General features: G+C 47.1%; 14 protein-coding genes. 11 read left to right on the top strand and 3 right to left on the bottom strand.

Translation table 11 applies throughout. The features are described 5' to 3' along the window. Nucleotides 1-25: 25 nt before the first annotated feature. On the bottom strand, nt 26-1,252 hold the full coding sequence (sstT, locus tag D0T92_RS09440) for a serine/threonine transporter SstT (RefSeq protein WP_151052293.1): 1,227 nt from the start codon (nt 1,250-1,252) through the stop codon (nt 26-28). A 510-nt stretch (nt 1,253-1,762) separates the two neighbouring features. Here sstT and D0T92_RS09435 point away from each other — a divergent pair. Together D0T92_RS09435 and D0T92_RS09430 are read left to right on the top strand one after the other, a co-directional pair. Next, complete coding sequence (locus D0T92_RS09435) at nt 1,763-3,544, top strand: autotransporter assembly complex protein TamA (RefSeq protein ID WP_404821676.1); 1,782 nt, start codon at nt 1,763-1,765, stop codon at nt 3,542-3,544. Between the two features lie 124 nt (nt 3,545-3,668). Further along, nucleotides 3,669-7,586, top strand: a complete 3,918-nt coding sequence (locus D0T92_RS09430; protein ID WP_151052291.1) for a translocation/assembly module TamB domain-containing protein — start codon at nt 3,669-3,671, stop codon at nt 7,584-7,586. A gap of 405 nt (nt 7,587-7,991) precedes the next feature. On the opposite strand, the gene D0T92_RS09425 is transcribed toward D0T92_RS09430, so the two are convergent. Continuing rightward, complete coding sequence (locus D0T92_RS09425) at nt 7,992-8,780, bottom strand: inositol monophosphatase family protein (protein ID WP_151052289.1); 789 nt, start codon at nt 8,778-8,780, stop codon at nt 7,992-7,994. 86 nt (nt 8,781-8,866) lie between these two features. On the opposite strand from D0T92_RS09425, the gene D0T92_RS09420 reads away from it, so the two are divergent. Next, nucleotides 8,867-9,592: a 16S rRNA (uracil(1498)-N(3))-methyltransferase gene (locus tag D0T92_RS09420; RefSeq protein ID WP_151052287.1), complete on the top strand. Its 726-nt coding sequence runs from the start codon at nt 8,867-8,869 to the stop codon at nt 9,590-9,592. Nucleotides 9,593-9,703: 111 nt separating this feature from the next. On the opposite strand, the gene D0T92_RS09415 is transcribed toward D0T92_RS09420, so the two are convergent. Then, on the bottom strand, nt 9,704-10,171 hold the full coding sequence (locus tag D0T92_RS09415) for an Lrp/AsnC ligand binding domain-containing protein (RefSeq protein WP_151052285.1): 468 nt from the start codon (nt 10,169-10,171) through the stop codon (nt 9,704-9,706). 141 nt (nt 10,172-10,312) lie between these two features. On the opposite strand from D0T92_RS09415, the gene D0T92_RS09410 reads away from it, so the two are divergent. The 8 genes from D0T92_RS09410 (at nt 10,313) to gcvP (ending at nt 20,072) form a co-directional block, all read left to right on the top strand. Next, on the top strand, nt 10,313-11,569 hold the full coding sequence (locus D0T92_RS09410) for a D-amino acid dehydrogenase (RefSeq protein ID WP_151052283.1): 1,257 nt from the start codon (nt 10,313-10,315) through the stop codon (nt 11,567-11,569). Nucleotides 11,570-11,767: 198 nt separating this feature from the next. Next, nucleotides 11,768-12,826 carry an alanine racemase gene (alr, locus tag D0T92_RS09405; RefSeq protein WP_151052281.1) on the top strand — a complete coding sequence of 353 codons (1,059 nt, stop codon included), beginning with the start codon at nt 11,768-11,770 and terminating at the stop codon, nt 12,824-12,826. 220 nt (nt 12,827-13,046) lie between these two features. Further along, nucleotides 13,047-13,433 carry a DUF6853 family protein gene (locus tag D0T92_RS09400; RefSeq protein WP_151052279.1) on the top strand — a complete coding sequence of 129 codons (387 nt, stop codon included), beginning with the start codon at nt 13,047-13,049 and terminating at the stop codon, nt 13,431-13,433. Nucleotides 13,434-13,609: 176 nt separating this feature from the next. Beyond that, nucleotides 13,610-13,996: a DUF6853 family protein gene (locus D0T92_RS09395; protein ID WP_151052277.1), complete on the top strand. Its 387-nt coding sequence runs from the start codon at nt 13,610-13,612 to the stop codon at nt 13,994-13,996. Nucleotides 13,997-14,374: 378 nt separating this feature from the next. Then, nucleotides 14,375-15,505: a succinyl-diaminopimelate desuccinylase gene (dapE, locus tag D0T92_RS09390; protein ID WP_151052275.1), complete on the top strand. Its 1,131-nt coding sequence runs from the start codon at nt 14,375-14,377 to the stop codon at nt 15,503-15,505. Between the two features lie 147 nt (nt 15,506-15,652). Next, entirely contained in the window at nt 15,653-16,393 is a 741-nt protein-coding gene (locus tag D0T92_RS09385) for a UDP-2,3-diacylglucosamine diphosphatase (RefSeq protein ID WP_151052273.1), read from the top strand. Nucleotides 16,394-16,416: 23 nt separating this feature from the next. Then, complete coding sequence (locus D0T92_RS09380) at nt 16,417-17,091, top strand: hypothetical protein (RefSeq protein WP_151052271.1); 675 nt, start codon at nt 16,417-16,419, stop codon at nt 17,089-17,091. 134 nt (nt 17,092-17,225) lie between these two features. Further along, nucleotides 17,226-20,072, top strand: coding sequence for an aminomethyl-transferring glycine dehydrogenase (gcvP, locus tag D0T92_RS09375; protein ID WP_151052269.1), 2,847 nt, complete (start codon nt 17,226-17,228; stop codon nt 20,070-20,072). Nucleotides 20,073-20,077 lie beyond the last annotated feature (5 nt).

The raw sequence follows: 20,077 nt of genomic DNA, 5'->3' as shown, positions 1-20,077 counted from the left end.
GAAAGTTTCAGACGGCCTGTTTATTTTACATATTTTCTTTACGTTGGCGGCCTAAATCGGCTGCGGCAGTAAACAATACATCAGTAGAAGAGTTTAGTGCGGTTTCTGCCGAATCTTGTACCACACCGATAATAAAGCCGACGGCAACAACCTGCATGGCAATATCATTGGAAATGCCGAATAAGCTGCAAGCCAACGGAATCAGTAGCAATGAACCGCCTGCTACACCTGATGCTCCGGCGGCACTCACGGTAGCCACTAAGCTTAGCAATAGGGCGGTAGCAAAGTCTACTTGAATATTTTGGGTGTAGGCCGCGGCCATAGCCAATACAGTAATCGTAATCGCGGCTCCGGCCATATTAATGGTAGCGCCCAGAGGAATTGAGATGGAATAAGTGTCTTCATGCAGGCCGAGTTTTTTCGCCAATGCCATATTCACCGGAATATTGGCCGCAGATGAACGGGTGAAAAATGCGGTGATACCGCTTTCACGCAGGCAAGTCAACACCAGCGGATAAGGATTGCGGCGGATTTTCCACCAAACCAATATGGGGTTGACCACTAGGGCGATAAACAGCATACAGCCCAGTAACACTACCAACAAATGAGCATAGCTGGATAGGGCGCTAAAGCCGGTTTCGGCAATAGTAGCTGCTACCAAACCGAAAATACCCAGCGGCGCAAAGCGGATAACCCATTTCACAATAGAAGATACCGCATCGGATAAGTCGGCAATCATGGTGCGGGTGGTTTCGGATGCGTGTCTGAGTGCGAAGCCCAATAATAATGCCCAAGCTAAAATACCGATATAGTTGGCATTGGCAATAGCGTTAATCGGGTTGGCTACCAGATTCATCAATAATGTTTTCATCACTTCGGTAATGCCTGAAGGGGGTGTGGTGGTGACCGCATCCGCATTAACCAAGATCATTTCGGTAGGAAAAATAAAGCCGGCCAATACCGCAACAAATGCAGCAGAAAACGTGCCGATGGCATAAAGTACGACAATCGGTTTGATATAAGCTTCGCTGCCTTTTTGGTGACGGGCAATCGCACTGATCACTAAGACAAAAATTAAGATAGGTGCGACGGCTTTCAATGCGCCGACAAACAAACTACCGAGCAGCCCTGCTGCAAGCCCCGCAGAGGGCGAAAGCCAAGCCAAAATAACGCCTAAGATCAGGCCGACAATGATTTGTTTTACCAAACTGACACGATTAACGGCATCAATAACAGGGTTTCCGCTTGCCATGAAGGCTCCTTTAGATAAGGTTAAGAAAGGATAACATTTTAAAATAAAACGCCTTTCCCGTAATGTACTTCAGAAAATACAGCATTTAAATTTTAAATAAGGTAATTATTTAGAATTTAATTCTTATTTTTTGGTAAAAATTTTAAGAAAACGATAATTTTTTGTAATTTTAATTTGGCTTGTTTATGAATAAATCAGTTTGCGGTAGAGCGATTAGAGAAAATTCAGGTATTCAAAACGCTAATTAAATAGACAGATAAATAATATAATGGCTTGGTTTTATTTTACTCATACTATTGGCCAATGATTTCAGACGGCCTTTATGTTTTAACGCTTTTTTCCTAAGATAACGGTATTGGTTACCGATGCTTGGTATGCAAACTGCTGAAAATGGTAAAAATAGTGCTAAAATCGCCTTTCCTCCAACAAGCAGACTTGATTTTTGGTTTGAACATGATGAAAAAGCGTACTGCCTCCCTGTTTTTATTTTCTACTCTTTCTCTGGCCTGTATGCAGGCCTGGGCATTTGTTGCGGTACCCGAAGATTATGTCCCGATTAAGCAGACGGAAACGGATAAAGCGGATAACAAATCAAAAGAAGGTAATTTACCTATCAAATATCCGGTTGAAATTCGTGTAGCTGACAAGGAAGTAAGGGAGATGCTGGAGGAATATCTACCGTTGATTACTCAGCAGAAAGAAGAAGAGCTGGATAAAGAACAGGTCGGCTTTTTAGCGGAGGAGGCTCCGGATAATGTTCTGACTATGTTGAAAACAAAAGGCTATTTTAACGGTAAGGTTACGGTGGAGCCTTCCGGTAACGGATATATCGTTAATGTGACACCGGGTCCGCGCACCAAGGTAGAGAATGTGGGCGTGGCAATTGTCGGCGATGTGCTGCAAGATGGCGACTTGGCACTTTATTATAAAAATGCTTTAGAAAACTGGGCATTGCCGGTAGACGATTATTTTGACCAAAGCGGATGGAGCCAAAGTAAAGCTTCTGTGCTGACTGCTGTCACACGTAAAAAATATCCTTTGGCCAAATTATCACAAACTCAGGCAACCATTAATCCGGAAAACAATACTGCTGATTTGAATGTGGTGGTGGAAAGTGATAGACCGATTTACTTCGGTGATATTCAGGTAGATGGGATTAAACGTTATCCTGAAAGTGTTGTGCGGGGAATGGCAAAATTCCAACCCGGCTCACCTTACGATTTAGATCAGATTTTGGATTATCAGCAGGCGTTGGAGCAAGACGGTCATTATTCCGGAGCTTCGGTGCAGGCAGATTTTGATAATTTAAGTGACGACCGTGTTCCTGTGAAGGTAGTTGTTTCCGAAGTTAAACGGCATAAATTTGAAGCCGGTATCCGCTATGATTCAGAATACGGCCCGGGCGGACGTATCAATTACGATTATTATAATTTATTTAATCGTGGTTATATCGGTTCGGTAGTGGCAGATATTGATAAATATGAAACGACTTTAGCGGCCGGTATCAGCCAGCCAAGAAAAAGTAATGGCCATTATTGGACTTCTAACGTTGCCTACACCCGTTCTACCACACAAAAGTTGGAAAGGAATACTTTAACAACCGGTGTTTGGTATGTTCGTGATCGTAATAATATCGAGTCGCGACTTGGTGTGGAATACATTACCGAAGGCCGTCGTGTTCCTGATACAAACCTTGATTTCGGTCGTAGCCATGCAACTATGCTGACAGCGTCTTGGCGGCGACAAGAAATAGAAACAACATTACGGCCTGAAAACGGGTATTACCTCGACGGTAAAATCGGTGCCACTTTAGGGTCGTTATTGTCATCCACTTCTGTGGTACATGCCAAAGCCAATGCAGGTTATTACTTCACACCTGAAAACAAAAAAATCGGTACGTTTATTGCACGGGGGCAGGTGGGTTATGTCCGTGCCAGTGAAGATGAATCAGTACCTTCAGTATTGCAGTTCCGTACGGGTGGTGCCACATCTATCCGGGGTTATGACCTTGACAGTATTGGTTTAGACGGGCCTAACGGTTCGGTATTGCCTGAACGTGCTTTGGCGGTGGCCAGTTTCGAATACCAATATCCGATTACAAAAAGTTTTTCTGCCGCAGTATTTCATGATGTGGGTGACGTAGCCCCCAATTTTAAGAAGATGACATTAAAGCACGGTACAGGCCTTGGGGTGCGTTGGTTTAGCCCCGTTGCACCTTTCTCTTTTGATATTGCCTACGGCCATCACGATAAAAAACTAAGATGGCATATCAGCTTGGGTACACGGTTCTGATGTATACCGCTGATTCGGCCGTCTGAAAGCCTGAGCAATGGCTTTCAGACGGCCTCGATTCCCTCAATATAGATAGCAGACAGCACAAGTGCTGTTTTATAGGATGTAAACAGGTTAATAAAATATGACAGAACATCACGATACGGCCGAATCCACACCATCTGAACAAACTGTTCAGGCTGTAGAGCAGACTGCCGGTTCGGAACCGCCTGAGAAAAAGAAGGGCAAAAAAAGCCGCAAATTTAAAGTATTTGCCGGGCTGGCGGCGACGTTGTTTGTTTTTTTTGTAGCAGTAGCTGCCGCGTTGGTGTGGTTGGCGACAACCGAATCCGGCTTGCGGTTCGGTTTATATAAGATTCCTTCTTGGTTCGGTGTCAGTATCCAATCCAAAACCTTACAGGGCACATTGTGGGATGGCTTCAAAGGCGACGACTGGCGTATTGAAACCGAAGGTGCCGATGTCGATATTAGCCGTTTTGACTTTGATTGGCAGCCGAACGAACTGATGCAGAAGAAACTGCATATCGAGCATATTTTGGCCGGTGATATTCAAGTGGTGACCAAACCGACTCCGCCGCGTGAAGAGCAGCCTGCTTCGGGTTTCCCCCAAAGCGTGAGCCTGCCGTTGGAAGTGATGGTTGATCGTTTGGAGACCGGTAAAATCAGTGTCGGCTCGAGTGTGGATAAGCAAACCGTTTATTTAGAAAAAATCGGTGCGTCTTATGTTTATAACCACCAATTGCATAATCTCAAATTGACTGCCTTGCAAACACCTTGGACAACTTTGTCGGGTAGTGCCACTTTAGGTACGAAAAGCCCCTTTTCACTGAATGCCATTATTAATGGCGACGGTATGCTGGATAACGAGCCGATTGTAGCAGCCAACCGTTTTTGGGGCAGTTTGCAAGATGTTCAAACCGATATCCGTATTGATGGCGATAATGTCCGTCTTCACGTTGATTCAGTTTTACATCCGTTTGCCGAAAAGTTAAATGACAAAGTCGAACTGGTTCAGGTAGTAGGTTTTAATATCAACCCGAAAGCGTTCCTGCCTTCTTTGCCCAAAGCATTGTTGCAATTTGAGGCCGCCGTTAAGCCCTCTTTCGAAGAAGGATTGGCTTTGCAGGGTTCGATTGATTTACTAAACCCGGGTGCGGCTGCGGCAGACGCAGGCGGGATTCCCGTGCGCGAATTGAAAAGTGCTTTTTTTGTTGATCAAAACGGGTTGGTCAATATAGACAATGCCGCAGCACAACTCTTGCAAAAAGGCGTGGTTGCTCTTGCCGGTGATATTGATACGGCAGGGCAGAAGCTGGCTTTGGGGCTTGCTTTAAAAAATATTACCGCCGCCGATGTGGTTGAACAATCATTAGAAGGCAGTTTGAACGGCACCATTACCGTTGGCGGTAATTTCCAAAACCTGGAAACAGGCTGGATGTTGAATACCGGCAATGCCGTTTCAGACGGCCTGGTTCAAATGCAAACCGATAAGCAAAACGGGCAGCAAACCTTATTGTTTAAGAATGCCCGTATTCGTCCTGAAAACGGCGGTGTTATCCAAGCCGAAGGTTCATTGGAATTATTTAAAGATCAGATTTTGCAACTGGTAGTCACCAGTAACGACTTTAACCCAAACAGATTGAATCCCCAATTTCCGGCCGGTAGTGTCAACGGCACTATTAACTTTGCCGGTGAGCTGGCTAATCAGAAATACAGCGGCAAAATGGCTTTTGGCCCCAGTACACTTTCCGGCGTGCCGCTCAGGGGCAGTGCTGATGTGGTTTATGAAAAAGCCCACTTATCACGCGCGCTGACCGATATTTTGCTTGGCAATAACAGCATTAAAACCAACGGCAGCTTCGGTAAGCAGGGCGACCGTCTGAATGTGGATATTAATGCGCCCGATTTGGCACGGTTCGGCTTCGGTCTGAACGGATTGGTGACGGCCAGAGGTTTTATTGCCGGTGATATGAAAACACCCGAAGCTAATTTAAACGGGCAGGCACGCAATCTGCGTGTGGGCAACAGTATTCGTGTTAACGATTTGGATTTCAATTTACAAGGCTCGCCCGATTACACCCGTCCGTTAAATATCGAATTGAGGGGTAATAATATCGCCATAGCAGGCGAAGGGGCCCCAACGGTTATCGATACGGTTGATTTGGCCGTAAACGGAACAGGGCGCAACCACCGTATCCGCGGCAGAGGCAATATGTCGTTAGCCGGTAAGCCCTATCAGCTCAATATCAATGCCGAAGGCGGTTTGGATGAGAAGCAGCAATGGAAGGGTACGCTCAGTACACTTGATATCAGCGGTGCATTTAATCTGACCCTACAAAACCGTATGCGTCTTGAAGCAGGAAGCGAACGGGTAGTAATGAGTGCGGCACGTTGGGCGGCGATGGGCGGCAGCCTGAATATGGAAAACTTTGTTTGGGACAGCCGCAGCGGTATTACCACCAAAGGCAGTGCCAGTAACCTTGCGATGGCACAGCTACATAATTTCTATGAGCCGCCGGTGCAGCATAATTTGGTTTTATCGGCTGATTGGGATTTGTCTTATAGCAACAATGCACGCGGTTATTTGAATATTCGCCGCCAAAGTGGTGATATTGAATTGCCGTACCGCAAACAAATGCTTGGATTGGGAGCATTGTCGCTGAATACCCGTTTTCAAAATGGCCGTATCGATACAACGCTTAACGGTGTGACCGGTTATGGCAATATTGATGGTAATCTGGTGATTAACCAGCAGTTTGGTAACGATATCAGCTTGGCACCCATGAGCGGTCAAGTCCGTATCAGTGCGCCTGATTTGGAACGTTTCCGCTATTTTATGCCGATTGGCCAATCGTTGCGCGGTAATCTGCTGGGTGTGGCGACTATCGGCGGACGCGTTGGTGATCCGCAGTTGAACGGTACGTTAAACGGCGATAATTTATATTACCGTAATCAAGATTTGGGTTTGATATTGGATAACGGTGTATTGCGTTCGCGTTTGCAGGGGCAGACTTGGGTGATAGACCAATTGCGCTTCCACCGCGGCGGATCGGTCGAACTGAAAGGTACGGTTAATATGAGCAATGCCGCACCCGATGTGGATGTGGATATTGTCTTGGATAAATATCATGCTTTGGATAAAGTTAACCGCCGTTTAACCATCAGCGGTAATGCCAAAATGCTTTATAGCCAGGCGCAGGGGATTACGCTAACCGGAGCACTTAAAGCAGATTCGGGGCGTTTCGGCTTGCAGAAATCATCCATGCCAACTTTGGATGAAGACGTGGTGGTATTGGGTGAGGTGGAGAAACCGGTATCGACGCCGTTGGCCATTAATATGAACCTGACTGTAGATTTGAACAACAGTGTGCGTTTCAGCGGTGTGGGTTTGGATGTGACACTTGGCGGCAAACTACAATTGGTTTCCAAGCCGGGCGAATCCATACAAGGTATTGGTACGGTCACGGTGGTGAAAGGTGGTTATAAAGCCTATGGTCAAGATTTGGATATTACTAAAGGCAGTATTTCGTTTGTCGGCCCGTTGGATCAGCCGAACTTGAATATTCGTGCCGAACGCCGCCAATCGCCGGTAGGTGCCGGTGTAGAAGTATTGGGTAACCTTGGTAACCCGCGCGTTTCATTGGTGGCCAATGAAGCCATGAGTGAAAAAGACAAATTATCTTGGTTGATTCTGAATCGTGCCAGCAGCGGCAGTGACGGTGATAATGCAGCACTTTCGGCAGCAGCAGGTGCATTCTTGGCCGGTAGTGTGAACGACAGACTTGGTTTGGTGGACGAAATTGGGTTCACTAGCAAGCGCAGCCGCAATGCACAAACCGGTGAGATGAACCCTGCCGAACAGGTATTAACGGTCGGCAAACAGTTGACTAATGATTTGTATTTCGGCTATGAATACGGCCTGAACACCAGTACCCAAGCAGTTAAACTGATTTATCAGTTAACACGGGCGCTGCAAGCTGTTGCCAGAGTCAGCAGTGTGTCATGGGGTGGCGAGGTAAAATACAGTATACGTTTTGACTAAGCTTTCTATGTATAATGAATAAAGGCCGTCTGAAAAAAATTTCAGACGGCCTTTTATTTATTGGTATTAATACTATGAAATAATCATAATTTTGTTATTAACCGGTTGGTTTTCGTAAATGCCATTGTATTTTAAAGTATGCAGGTAATATTCAATGAGTGAATATTTTTTGCTATTCAAAATGGATTTTCTAAAGATAAAAAAAACCATTCATACCAAGGGAGAAGTATGAATGGTCAATACATTGCGGGAAAACGTCTTACTGTACCGGTTGCTTTAAGGGAGGAAAAGCAACCGCTGCCAGTGCTTTGCATTTTAACCGAGTTAGCTTTAAATAGCGTTAATCTGTGCAATTATTTTCATTTTTTACGTTCAATGTTGTATGTTTGCAAATGTCATAAATGATTATTGGTTTTCACGAATCCATTTCAGCCATTTTTCAAACAGTGCCGGTTGTGTACCGGCAATCACGGAGCGTTTGAAAACGTGCATGCCGCTCCAGAATTCATCGCCTTCCAAAGTGGCCAAATGCCCGCCGGCTTCTTCAAAAATCAGCGCGCCTGCTGCATAGTCCCATAATTTTTGGCCGCCGTGTACATAAATGTCATATCTTCCAGCGGCTAGATAACACCAGTCTAAAGTACTGCTGCCCATACTGCGCAGGCTGCCGAATGGGGCGAGGGTATTCATACGGCTGGATAATTTTCCGGAACGCAGGTATTTGATTTCTACGCCGGCAATCGCTTCGTGTAAATTTTTCTCAACACTGCGCAAGGGCAACGGGCGGCCGTTTAGATAAGCACCTTTGCCGTGCTTGGCATAAAAACATTCGTCGCTGACGGGGTTATACACCACGCCTAATTGGGCGCGGCCGTTTTGGATAAAGGCGCATGAAAGGGCAAAATGCGGCAGGCCGTTGATAAAATTATTGGTACCGTCGATAGGATCGACCACCCACAAACCGTTTTGGCTGTGCTGCCATAATTCCTGTTGGCGCTGTGCGGTCATTTCTTCGCCGAGCATCGGGCAGTCGATAAGTTCGGGCAGTGTCGCCGCAAAGGCTGCCTGTGCTGCAAGGTCTGCTTCAGTCAACAGCGAACCGTCGGCTTTACGGCTGATGCTGGCATTGAGAAAACGCGGCATCACTTCGGCCATGGCTATTTGGCGTACCAATGAATGCAGTTTATCTAACACAGTTTATCCTTAGATATGAACAATACTTGCTATTTTGATTTGAAAACGACAATATTAACTTTTTTCTGTAAACGATACCAACCTGTATGCCGCGTTTTTATCTTTCCGAAGCCCTTCATCAGGGGCAAATCATTGATTTGCCCGATAATGTTGTCCGTCATCTGCATGTGCTGCGTATACGGCCGAACGAAGACATCGTTTTATTCAACGGCAACGGTCGCGCTTATCCCGCCCGTTTGCTGGCGTTGGAAAAACGCCGTGCTTCGGCGGAAGTTTTGTCCGAACAAACAGCCGACAACGAATCCGCACTCAGCATCACCTTGGTTCAGGCAATATCCGGCGGCGACCGTATGGATTTCACCCTGCAAAAAAGCGTGGAGTTAGGTGTTACCGAAATCCGCCCTATATTAAGCGAGCGTTGCGTGGTGCGTTTAAGCGGCGAGCGTGCCGAAAAACGTGCCGCCCGCTGGCAGGATATTGTTATTGCCGCCTGCGAACAAAGCGGCCGCAATGTGGTGCCTAAAGTGTTGCCGGTGGCGGATTATCATGCTGCTTTGGCCGCATTGCCACCGGAAAATACCCGCTTATTAATGAGTCTGAACCGTGCCCGCTGTTTGAAAGATGTGGTGCCGTCGCCGCAAGGCATTGTATTGATGATCGGCCCTGAAGGCGGCTGGACACCGCAGGAGGAAGAGCAGGCGTTTGCAGCGGGGTTCCAATCCGTTACGTTGGGGCCGCGCGTATTACGCACCGAAACCGCTTCATTGGCGGCCATCGCGGCCATGCAAACCTTATGGGGTGATTTTACCTGAATCGGGTAAATCATTTTATGTTCATTTTATATACGGAATGATTGGATATTCAAGTAAAACAGCGGTATGTTTGGGTTGTTATAGGCCGTCTGAAAGCTTTCAGACGGCCTGTTATCCGTCCAGATTCAGCATAATGTCTTCTTTTACTTCTTCCATCACCACATAACTGCGGCTTTCGGCTGCGGCAGGCAGATGCAGCAGGATATTGCCGAGCATATCGCGGTAGGCCGACATATCAGGTAGGCGCACTTTAATCAAATAGTCATATTCGCCCGATACCAGATGGCATTCGAGAATTTGCGGAATCATCGATACTTCGCGGCGGAAGTCTTCGAAAATATTGCCCGATTTCGAGCGCAGTTTGATTTCCACAAACACCAGCAGCCCCTGCCCAAGTGCATGCGGGTTTAAACGCGCATGGTAGCCGGTAATCATATTTTCCCGTTCCAAACGGCGTACACGTTCGGTAACGGGAGTGGTGGAAAGGCCGACTTTTTCCGCCAGTTCGGTCATCGGCATTCGGGCATTTTGTTGCAATAATTTTAAAATTTTGAGATCGGTTTTATCTAATTCTTTCATCTTAAAATTTTCACTGTTATTTTTTATTATTAAAGAATAATAGCCTTTTTTACTGCTAAAATAAAGTGAAAAACGCTGATGAAAATTGTTTAGACTATCTATCTTCACTTTACTACATAACATTACAAAAAAGGAGAAGCCGTGCGGGTTATTGTTTTGGGTGCCGGCGTTGCCGGCGTGTGCACCGCTTGGTATCTTTTAGAAGCAGGGCATGAAGTTACGATTATCGACCGTGCCGGTGCGGCAGCGGAAGAAACCAGCTTTGGTAATGCCGGGCAGCTTTCTTATGGCTATACCACACCGTGGGCGGCACCGGGGATTCCGAAAAAAGCCGCCAAGTGGTTGTTGAAAAAACATTCGCCGCTGATTTTCAGACCTGACGGCAGCTTGTTTCAATTGCAATGGCTCAAACAGATGCTGGCCAACTGTAATCACGACCGCTATAACCTCAATAAAGAGCGCATGGTGCGGATTTCGGAATACAGCCGCGAAATGTTCCGCCGTTTTGAAGACCAAACCGGGTTGAATTTCGAAGGAAGGCAAAAAGGCACTTTGCAGATTTTCCGCCAACCGCACGAAGTAGGCGCCGCCGAAAAAGATATCGAAGTATTGGCTGCTTACGGCGTACCGTATCAGCGGCTGAAAGCGGAAGAATGCCTGCAATACGAACCGGCCTTAAAAGGCGCGCTGCCTAAAATCGCCGGTGCCCTGCATCTGCCGAACGACGGCACAGGCGATTGCCATTTGTTTACCCAAAAATTGGCTGCCTTATGCGTGGAAAGAGGGGCAGATTTTCAATTTAACCACACCATCGAACGCATCGAACATACCAACGGCCACGTTCATGCCGTTTATGCCAGCGGGCAGCGTTTCGAAGCCGACCGTTTTGTTTGCGCGCTCGGCAGTTTCAGCCGCCCTGCCTTAGCCGAATTGGGCTTGGATGTGCCGATTTATCCGGTGAAAGGTTATTCGCTCACCGTTCCGATTGTCGATGAAGCCGCCTCACCGGTTTCCACTATTATCGATGAAACCTATAAAGTGGCGATTACCCGTTTCGACCAAAGAATCCGCGTCGGCGGTATGGCCGAATTATCGGGCTATCAGATCACGCTTAAACCCGAACACCGCGAAACCTTGGAAATGGTGGTGAACGACCTTTATCCGAACGGCGGCAATTTGAGCCGTGCATTGTTTTGGAGCGGCCTGCGCCCGATGACGCCGGACAGCACACCGATTGTCGGCAAAACCCGTTTTGATAATTTATTCCTCAATACCGGCCACGGCACACTCGGCTGGACGATGTCGCTCGGTTCTGCCAAAATCGCCGCCGATATTGTGTGCGATGTTCCAACCGAAGTCCGTAGCGATGATTTGGGCTTGGCGCGATACAGCGCATAGTCATATAAAAAACAAGCATGCCGTCTGAAAGTTTTCAGACGGCCTTATCAGGTAGAGCAGTCTGCCACCCTAAATAAAACGGTATCCAAACAGATGCCGGATAGATTGAAATAGATTGTATTGATTGTGAACAGGCCGTCTGAAAACCTACTTTAAGCATTTTTCAGACGGCCTCAAAATGTAAAAAGGATTTTATTGATGCGCCCGCTGAATGCCCAAATCAGGCTCGACAATCTGCGCCATAATTACCAAGCCCTGAAAAATATCCATGGCGGCAAACTATTGGCCGTCGTAAAAGCCAATGCTTACGGACATGGGGCGGTACGTTGCGCCCATGCCTTGGCCGATAGTGCCGACGGTTTTGCGGTTGCCTGTTTGGCCGAGGCGGTCGAGTTGCGTGAAAACGGTATCGATCACCCGATTGTATTATTGGAAGGCGTTTTCGATGCCAAAGAATATGCCACAGTCGAACAATATGGTTTATGGCCGGCCGTGTGCAGCCAGTGGCAGCTTGAAGCTTTGGTGCGACATCCGTGGCAGAAGCCTGTAAAAGTGTGGTTGAAAATGGATTCGGGTATGCACCGTACCGGCTTTTTCCCGCATGATTATGCCGCCGCTTATACCGCATTGAAACAAAGCGGCTTGGTTGCCGATATTGTGAAATTCAGCCATTTTGCCAGTGCCGATGACCCCGAAAGCGGCATGACCGATATGCAGATAGAGGCTTTCGATGCCGCCTGCGCCGGATTGGAAGGCGAAGAAAGCTTATGCAATTCCGCCGCTCTGATGAACTGCCCCGAAGCCCGCCGTGATTGGGGCAGGGTGGGGATTGCGTTGTATGGCGTCAATCCTTTCGGCGGTACCCATCCCGACTTAAAACCGGTGATGCGTTTGAGCACGCGCGTATTCGGTGAACGCGTTTTGCAACCGCATTCACCGGTAGGCTACGGTGCCATTTTCTACACTCAAAAATCCACCCGCGTCGGCCTTTTGGCCTGCGGCTATGCCGACGGTTATCCGCGCAATGCTACCACCGGAGCCCCCGTCGCCATTGGCACACACCGCACCCGCGTTATCGGGCGTGTTTCTATGGATATGATGACGATAGAACTTGATCCCTCTCATGAGGGTATCGGTAATGAAGTCGAATTGTGGGGCGATATTGTGAATGTGAACGAAACCGCCAAAGCCGCCGGAACCATTGCTTATGAATTATTGTGTAATGTAAAACGGGCGAAGTTTACTTATTATGAGTAAACTATTTTGTGGGCGCGGATTATATATCCGCCCGCGTGGGCATTAAACAACAGGCAGATATATAATCCCCGCCCCTACATATTGTTTCAGGCCGTCTGAAAGCTTTTCAGACGGCTTTTAAAATATAATCATAAAGATGATACATTGTGCCCGTCATATTATTAGGTGCTTATCGGCTATTTTGGGGCGAGGTAGAAAATTTAATATTAAACAGGATAAGATGATGGAATTAAACGATTTAAATTCAGTAAGAGACGCACTTAGAGAATTAGGTCGCAAGCAAGGAATTGACCTTGGCGACGAAAAGGCAATCGCAAAATTCAATGATGAAGTTCCTTTTGATTCACAATGGTTTTGCTACTATGCGGATGACTGGAATGAAGAGCTGGAAGAACGCCTTTATTATTTTTTTGAGAGTATGAGGGACTACCAAGATGCAATGGCCAAAAAAGATATTAAATTTGCCAGTAGTTCCTTCTTTTCAGCAATGAGCCTTATGGGTAGTCTCAGAAGTTTCTTTAGTAGTATTGAAAAAGATATGATTAAACTCCTAAAAGGTGAGGATAAAACAAATGATTTCCAATGGCCACAATTTGATGATGAATAGAACGCCGTAAGCCGTAGGGGCATTTGTTGCTTACCCTAAAAATTTAAATGCAAGGCCGTCTGAAAGCTTTTCAGACGGCTTTTAGAATATAATCATAAAGATTGTGCCGCCCTATGATTAGGCACTTTTTGGCTATTTCGGGGTGAGGTAGAAAATTTAATATTAAACAGGATAAGATGATGGAGTTAAACGATTTTAATGCAGTAAGAGACGCACTTAGAGAACTGGGCCTTAAACAAGGATTTGAGCTTGGCGACGAAGAGGCAATCAACAAATTCAATGATGAAGTTCCTTTTGATTCACGATGGATTTGCTACTATGCGGATGACTGGAATGAAAAACTGGAAGAACGTCTTCATGATTTTTTTGAGAATATGAGGGACTACCAAGATACAATGGCCAAAGAAGATATTAAATCTGCCAGTCATTCCTTCCTCTTAGCTGTGATCTGTGCTGGTAGTCTTAGAAGTTTTTTTGAGAGTATCGAAAAAGATATGGATAAACTCCTAGCAGGTGAGCATCAAACAACTGATTTCCAATGGCCACAATTTGATAATGAATAGAACGCAGTAAGCAGTAGGGTAGGTATTCGTTGCTTACCCTGAAAATTCACATGCAAGGCCGTCTGAAAGGGTTTCAGACGGCCTTTGATAATATGGCACTTAGGGTATATGCCGCGTCGGTACGCATGTATTGGTCGGGCTTTTGATTAACCGCATGTGTGGTTCGCTATTATATTTTGGATACGGTAATGGCAAGGGGTGCTATTTGGTAGGGGCGGATTATATATCCGCCCGCATGGGTATTTTCCGATAATGTTTATAAAAATACTACTGTTTGAATCCGGCCATATTGTTATAATTTAATCGTTTATGCGTCGCAAACAACGGGCGGATATATAATCCGCCCCTACAGGCCGTCTGAAACCGATAGGAAACATTATGAACGAAACCGAATCATTAAACCTTGCCAAACAACTCATTGCCCGCCCGTCTGTTACCCCCGATGATAAAGGTTGCCAACAGCTTTTGGCCGAACGTTTGGGTAAAATCGGTTTTATTGCCGAAGAAATGAATTTCGGCGACACGAAAAATATTTGGCTGCGGCGCGGTGATAGTGCGCCGTTATTTTGCTTTGCCGGCCATACCGATGTGGTGCCGACCGGGCCGCTTGAAAAATGGGATTCGCCGCCGTTCGAGCCTACCGAGCGCGACGGCCGTTTATATGGTCGCGGGGCGGCGGATATGAAAACCAGCATTGCCTGTTTTGTCACCGCCTGCGAGCGTTTTGTGGCTGAAAATCCCAATTATCAGGGCAGTATCGCATTATTGATTACGTCTGATGAAGAGGGCGACGCGCACGACGGCACCACCAAAGTGGTCGATGCCTTAAAAGCGCGCGGCGAGCAGATTGATTATTGTATTGTCGGCGAGCCGACCGCCGTCGAAACCTTGGGCGACACCATTAAAAACGGCCGCCGCGGTTCCCTATCGGGCAATCTCACCATTAAAGGCAAACAGGGGCATATTGCCTATCCGCATCTGGCCTTAAACCCCGTTCATACTTTCGCGCCTGCCTTAGCGGAAATGGTGGCAACCGAGTGGGATAAAGGCAACCAATATTTCCCGCCGACCGGTTTTCAAGTTTCCAATATCAACGGCGGCACCGGCGCCACCAATGTGATTCCCGGCACCTTAAACGTGAAATTCAATTTCCGCTTTTCCACCGCTTCCACCGACATCGGCCTGAAACAGCATGTTCACGATATTCTCGATAACCATGGCATTAGCTACGATTTGGACTGGTTGCTTTCGGGGCAGCCGTTTCTCACCGAAGCCGGCCGACTCACCGAAGTGGCGCGCCAAGCAATTGCGCAGGTGTGCGGTGTGGAAGCCGAGTTATCCACCAGCGGCGGCACTTCAGACGGCCGTTTCATCAAAGCCATTGCCAGCGAATTAATTGAACTGGGCCCCTCAAATGCCAGCATCCACCAAGTGAACGAAAACGTAGCTTTAGAGGATATTCCCAAGCTGTCTGCTATTTATGAAGCCATGCTGAAAGACTTGTTGTGAACAAAGTCTACAACAGGCCGTCTGAATCATTCGGGCGGCTTGTTTGTTTGGTGCGGCGCGTTTTATCCGAATCCGTCACAAAAGCACTTGCCCATTAAGCAAAATCCGTTATGATGCCGTCTGAAAACCCCCATACAGATAAAGCCCATGCGCGAAACCGTTTTTATTGCCGATTTACACCTTTCCGACGACACCCCCGACCTGAACCGTTTATTTTTAAATGCGGTGCAGCGTTGGCAGGGCAGGGTGGACGCGCTGTATATCTTGGGGGATTTTTTTGAAGTCTGGTTTGGCGATGATGTTTTGAGCGACATTGCCCGCGAAGCCGCCGCCGCCCTAAAAGCCTTTAGCCGCGAAGCCCCCGTTTATTTTATCTGCGGCAACCGTGATTTTTTATTGGGCAAACAATACGCCGAACAAGCCGGTATGACGCTGTTGCCCGAAAGCCAAGTGGTTACGCTCTACGGAACCCATTATCTGATTAGCCACGGCGATGAAATGTGTACCGACGATATTTCTTATCAACGTTTCCGCCGGATTATCCGCCAAAAGTGGCTGCAAAAATTGCTGTTGGCACTGCCGCAAAACTACCGCCGAAAAATTGCCGCCCGTATCCGCGCTACCAGCAAACAGAAAAAAAGCCGTGTGGGGCAAAGCTCAATTTCCGATGTTACCGAACAAGGCGTTCAGACGGCCTTAAATCATTATCCGCAGGCGCAGGCGATTATTCACGGCCATACCCACCGCCCCGCTGTTCATGAGCATATTGTTAACGGCCGCACCATTAAGCGTTATGTGCTGCCCGATTGGCATGATGGCAAGGGCGGGTATGTGTCGGTGTCGGAAAAGGGTGTGGTGATGGAAATGTTGGATATTATTAATTTTTAATGTGATGTAAAAAAGGAAAGTATATGACTCAAGTTGCTGAAAGTATGGATATTGCTAGTTTAGTAAAGCAATTTTTACCTGTAGTTAGTTTAATAGTAGGGTATTTTTTTTCATTTTATAAATTTAAAAAAGAAATGTCCGATAAAACAACTATGCAAGATTTTGAACGGATGCAAAAATATTTTTCAGGAGAAGGATTGGCTGAATTAAAACAATTTCCTAGCTTGATAAAGGATGCGGCTTGTGAAACAGTATCTTATTTTAGAACAATTAGTTTCGAAGAAATAGAAATGCTTTTAGAGGTAGAAGCCATTAAGTTAGCAGATATACGAAAGATTGGCTACTTGAAAAAAAATGGAGTGATAGAATGGGATTCTACCAATAAGAAATTTAAAGCTTTTGTAAATTATCTTTGGTGGAAAAGAATTTTTAGTTGGCTTGGTTTTGCTATATATGTGGGTCTAATTTTTTGTATGGCATTGAAAGTGGATATGGAGGATATTATTAATACTGTAATATTCTTCTTTTTCTTAGCTATATTAATTTTAATTGTCGAAGTTCCATTCTTGAATTTTCAGAATAAACTAAAAGAATGTAAACAGTTAAAAAAGAATCATGCTACATTGAGTTGGAAGGAACTTCTTATTCTGCCGGAACAGAATAATGCGACCACACAACAACAATCTGGAGAAGAATAATAAAATGGTCAAAGTGTTTCCCATTGTTATTAATTATGTTGTTTCTTAATATGTATGGTGCTATATAAGCTCAATAAATAAAGTTTTTTATTAAAATCTCTATCTTTGCAGGTCTTAATTTACTAAGGAAAAAAATGAACTTCAACGATTTGTTCAATCAAAATGAATTTGCCGCCCGTCATATCAGCTTTAAAGACGAGGCGGCGCTTTTGGGCGCTTTGGGCGAAAAAGATATGGCCGGTTTTATCGATCATACCGTGCCGCAAAGTATCCGTATGCCGTCCGAACTGAATCTGCCGCAAGCGTTAACCGAAGCCGATGCTTTGGCCAAGCTGAAGGGCATGGCGGTGAAAAACAAGGTGAATAAAAGCTATATCGGCTTGGGCTATTATCCGACCCGTTTGCCGAATGTGATTTTGCGCAATGTATTGGAAAATCCGGGTTGGTATACGGCTTATACGCCTTATCAGGCCGAGATTGCACAAGGGCGTTTGCAGGCTTTGTTGAATTTCCAACAGGTGTGTATCGATTTAACCGGCTTTGAAGTGGCCGGTGCGTCGCTGCTCGACGAAGCCACCGCAGCGGCGGAAGCGATGTCGATGGCCAAGCGCGTGAGCAAATCGAAATCCAACCGCTTTTTTGTAGACGAACGGGTATATCCGCAAACCTTAGACGTAATGAAAACCCGCGCCGGATATTTCGGCTTTGAATTGGTGGTAGGCGATTTTCAGACGGCCGATGAGGGCGACTTCTTCGGTGCGCTGTTGCAATATGTCGGTAAAGACGGCGATGTGGTGGCTTTGGAAGATGTTATAGGCCGTCTGAAAGCACAAGGTGCGGTAGTGGCGGTTGCGGCCGATATTATGAGCTTGGTGTTGTTGAAATCGCCGGCGGCTTTGGGCGCGGATATTGCTTTGGGCAATACCCAGCGTTTCGGTGTGCCGATGGGCTTCGGCGGCCCGCATGCGGCTTATTTTGCGTTTAAAGACGAATTCAAACGTTCGTCGCCCGGCCGGATTATCGGCGTGTCTAAAGATGCTGCGGGCAAACCGGCATTGCGTATGGCATTGTCTACGCGCGAACAACATATCCGCCGCGAAAAAGCCACGTCGAATATTTGTACCGCGCAGGCATTGTTGGCTAATCTGGCCGGTATGTATGCGGTTTATCACGGCCCCGAAGGCGTGAAACGCATTGCCAACCGTATTCATGCGCTGGCGTCGGCGTTTGCCGATGCGGTAAACGGTTCAGACGGCCTGAAAGTGGCGCATGCCGTTTTCTTCGATACCGTTGCCGTTGATTGCGGTGATAAAGCCAAAGCCGATGCGGTTTATCAGGCCGCTTTAAATGCGGGCTACAACTTGCGCCGTATTAGCGACAACGTTTTAGCAGCGGCATTCCATGAAGAATCTTCCGCACAAGATTTTGCCGATTTAACCGAAATCTTCACCGGCAAAGCACAAGCCCTGCCCGAACAGGCAGGCGGCAAACTTTCAGACGGCCTGTTGCGTACCGATGCGATTTTGCAGCATCCGGTCTTTAACCGTTATCACACCGAACACGAAATGTTGCGCTACCTGAAAAAACTGGAAGAGCGCGATTTGGCGATGAACCGCAGCATGATTTCATTGGGCAGCTGCACCATGAAACTCAATGCCACCAGCGAAATGCTGCCGATTACTTGGCCGGAATTCAGCCATATCCACCCGTTTGCCCCGCGCGACCAAGTGGGCGGCTATATGCAGATGTTGGATGATTTGCAAACCCAACTAAAAGCGATTACCGGTTTCGATGCCATTTCGATGCAGCCGAACTCAGGCGCACAAGGCGAATATACCGGCCTGCTGTCTATCCGCCGCTATCACGAAGCAAACGGCCAATCCGAGCGCAATGTCTGCCTGATTCCGCGTTCCGCACACGGCACCAATCCGGCCACCGCCACCATGATGGGCATGAAAGTGGTAACGGTCGATACCGATGAACACGGTAATGTCAATATCGAAGACTTAAAAGCCAAAGCCGCCGAACATAGCGAGCATTTGGGCGCATTGATGATTACTTATCCTTCTACCCACGGCGTGTATGAAGAGGGTATTCGCGATATTTGTAACATTATTCATGAGCATGGCGGCCAAGTGTATATGGACGGCGCCAATATGAACGCCCAAATCGGTATTATGCAGCCGGCCGAAGTCGGCGCAGACGTGTTGCACATGAACCTGCATAAAACGTTCTGTATCCCGCATGGCGGCGGCGGTCCGGGTATGGGTCCGATTGGCTTGAAAGCCCACCTTGCCCCGTTTGCCCCGAACCATACCGTATCACCTGTTGAAGGTGCGGGCAAAGGCATGAGCGCCGTTTCCGCCGCGCCTTACGGCTCTGCCGGTATTCTGCCGATTACATGGATGTACATCACCATGATGGGCAAACAAGGCATGGTGCAAACTTCGCAATGGGCGTTGCTGAATGCCAACTATGTGGCCAAAGCATTGAGTGAAGATTATCCGATTCTCTATACCGGCAAAAACGGCCGTGTCGCACATGAATGTATTGTTGATTTGCGTCCGCTGAAAGCCGAAAGCGGCATCACCGAAACCGATATTGCCAAACGCCTGATGGACTATGGTTTCCACGCGCCGACGGTGTCGTTCCCCGTGGCCGGCACTTTAATGATCGAGCCGACCGAAAGCGAAAGCAAAGCCGAACTCGACCGCTTTATCGCTGCATTGAAACAAATCAAGCAGGAAGTGTTGAATGTAGAGAAAGGTGTTTGGCCGAAAGACAATAACCCGTTGGTAAACGCACCGCACACGGCTGCCGATATCACCGGCGAGTGGGATCGTCCGTACACCCGTGAAGAAGCCGTTTTCCCGCTGCCTTATGTGCGTGAAAACAAATTCTGGCCGAGTGTGAACCGTGTCGATGATGTTTATGGCGACCGCCACTTGGTGCCGTCTTTGCCTGAAGATGTCGGTTTATAAGTTTC

It is taken from the genome of Neisseria zalophi (assembly GCF_008807015.1).
Taxonomy (GTDB): Bacteria; Pseudomonadota; Gammaproteobacteria; order Burkholderiales; family Neisseriaceae; genus Neisseria; species Neisseria zalophi.
This window is presented reverse-complemented; position numbering and strand designations above follow the sequence as displayed.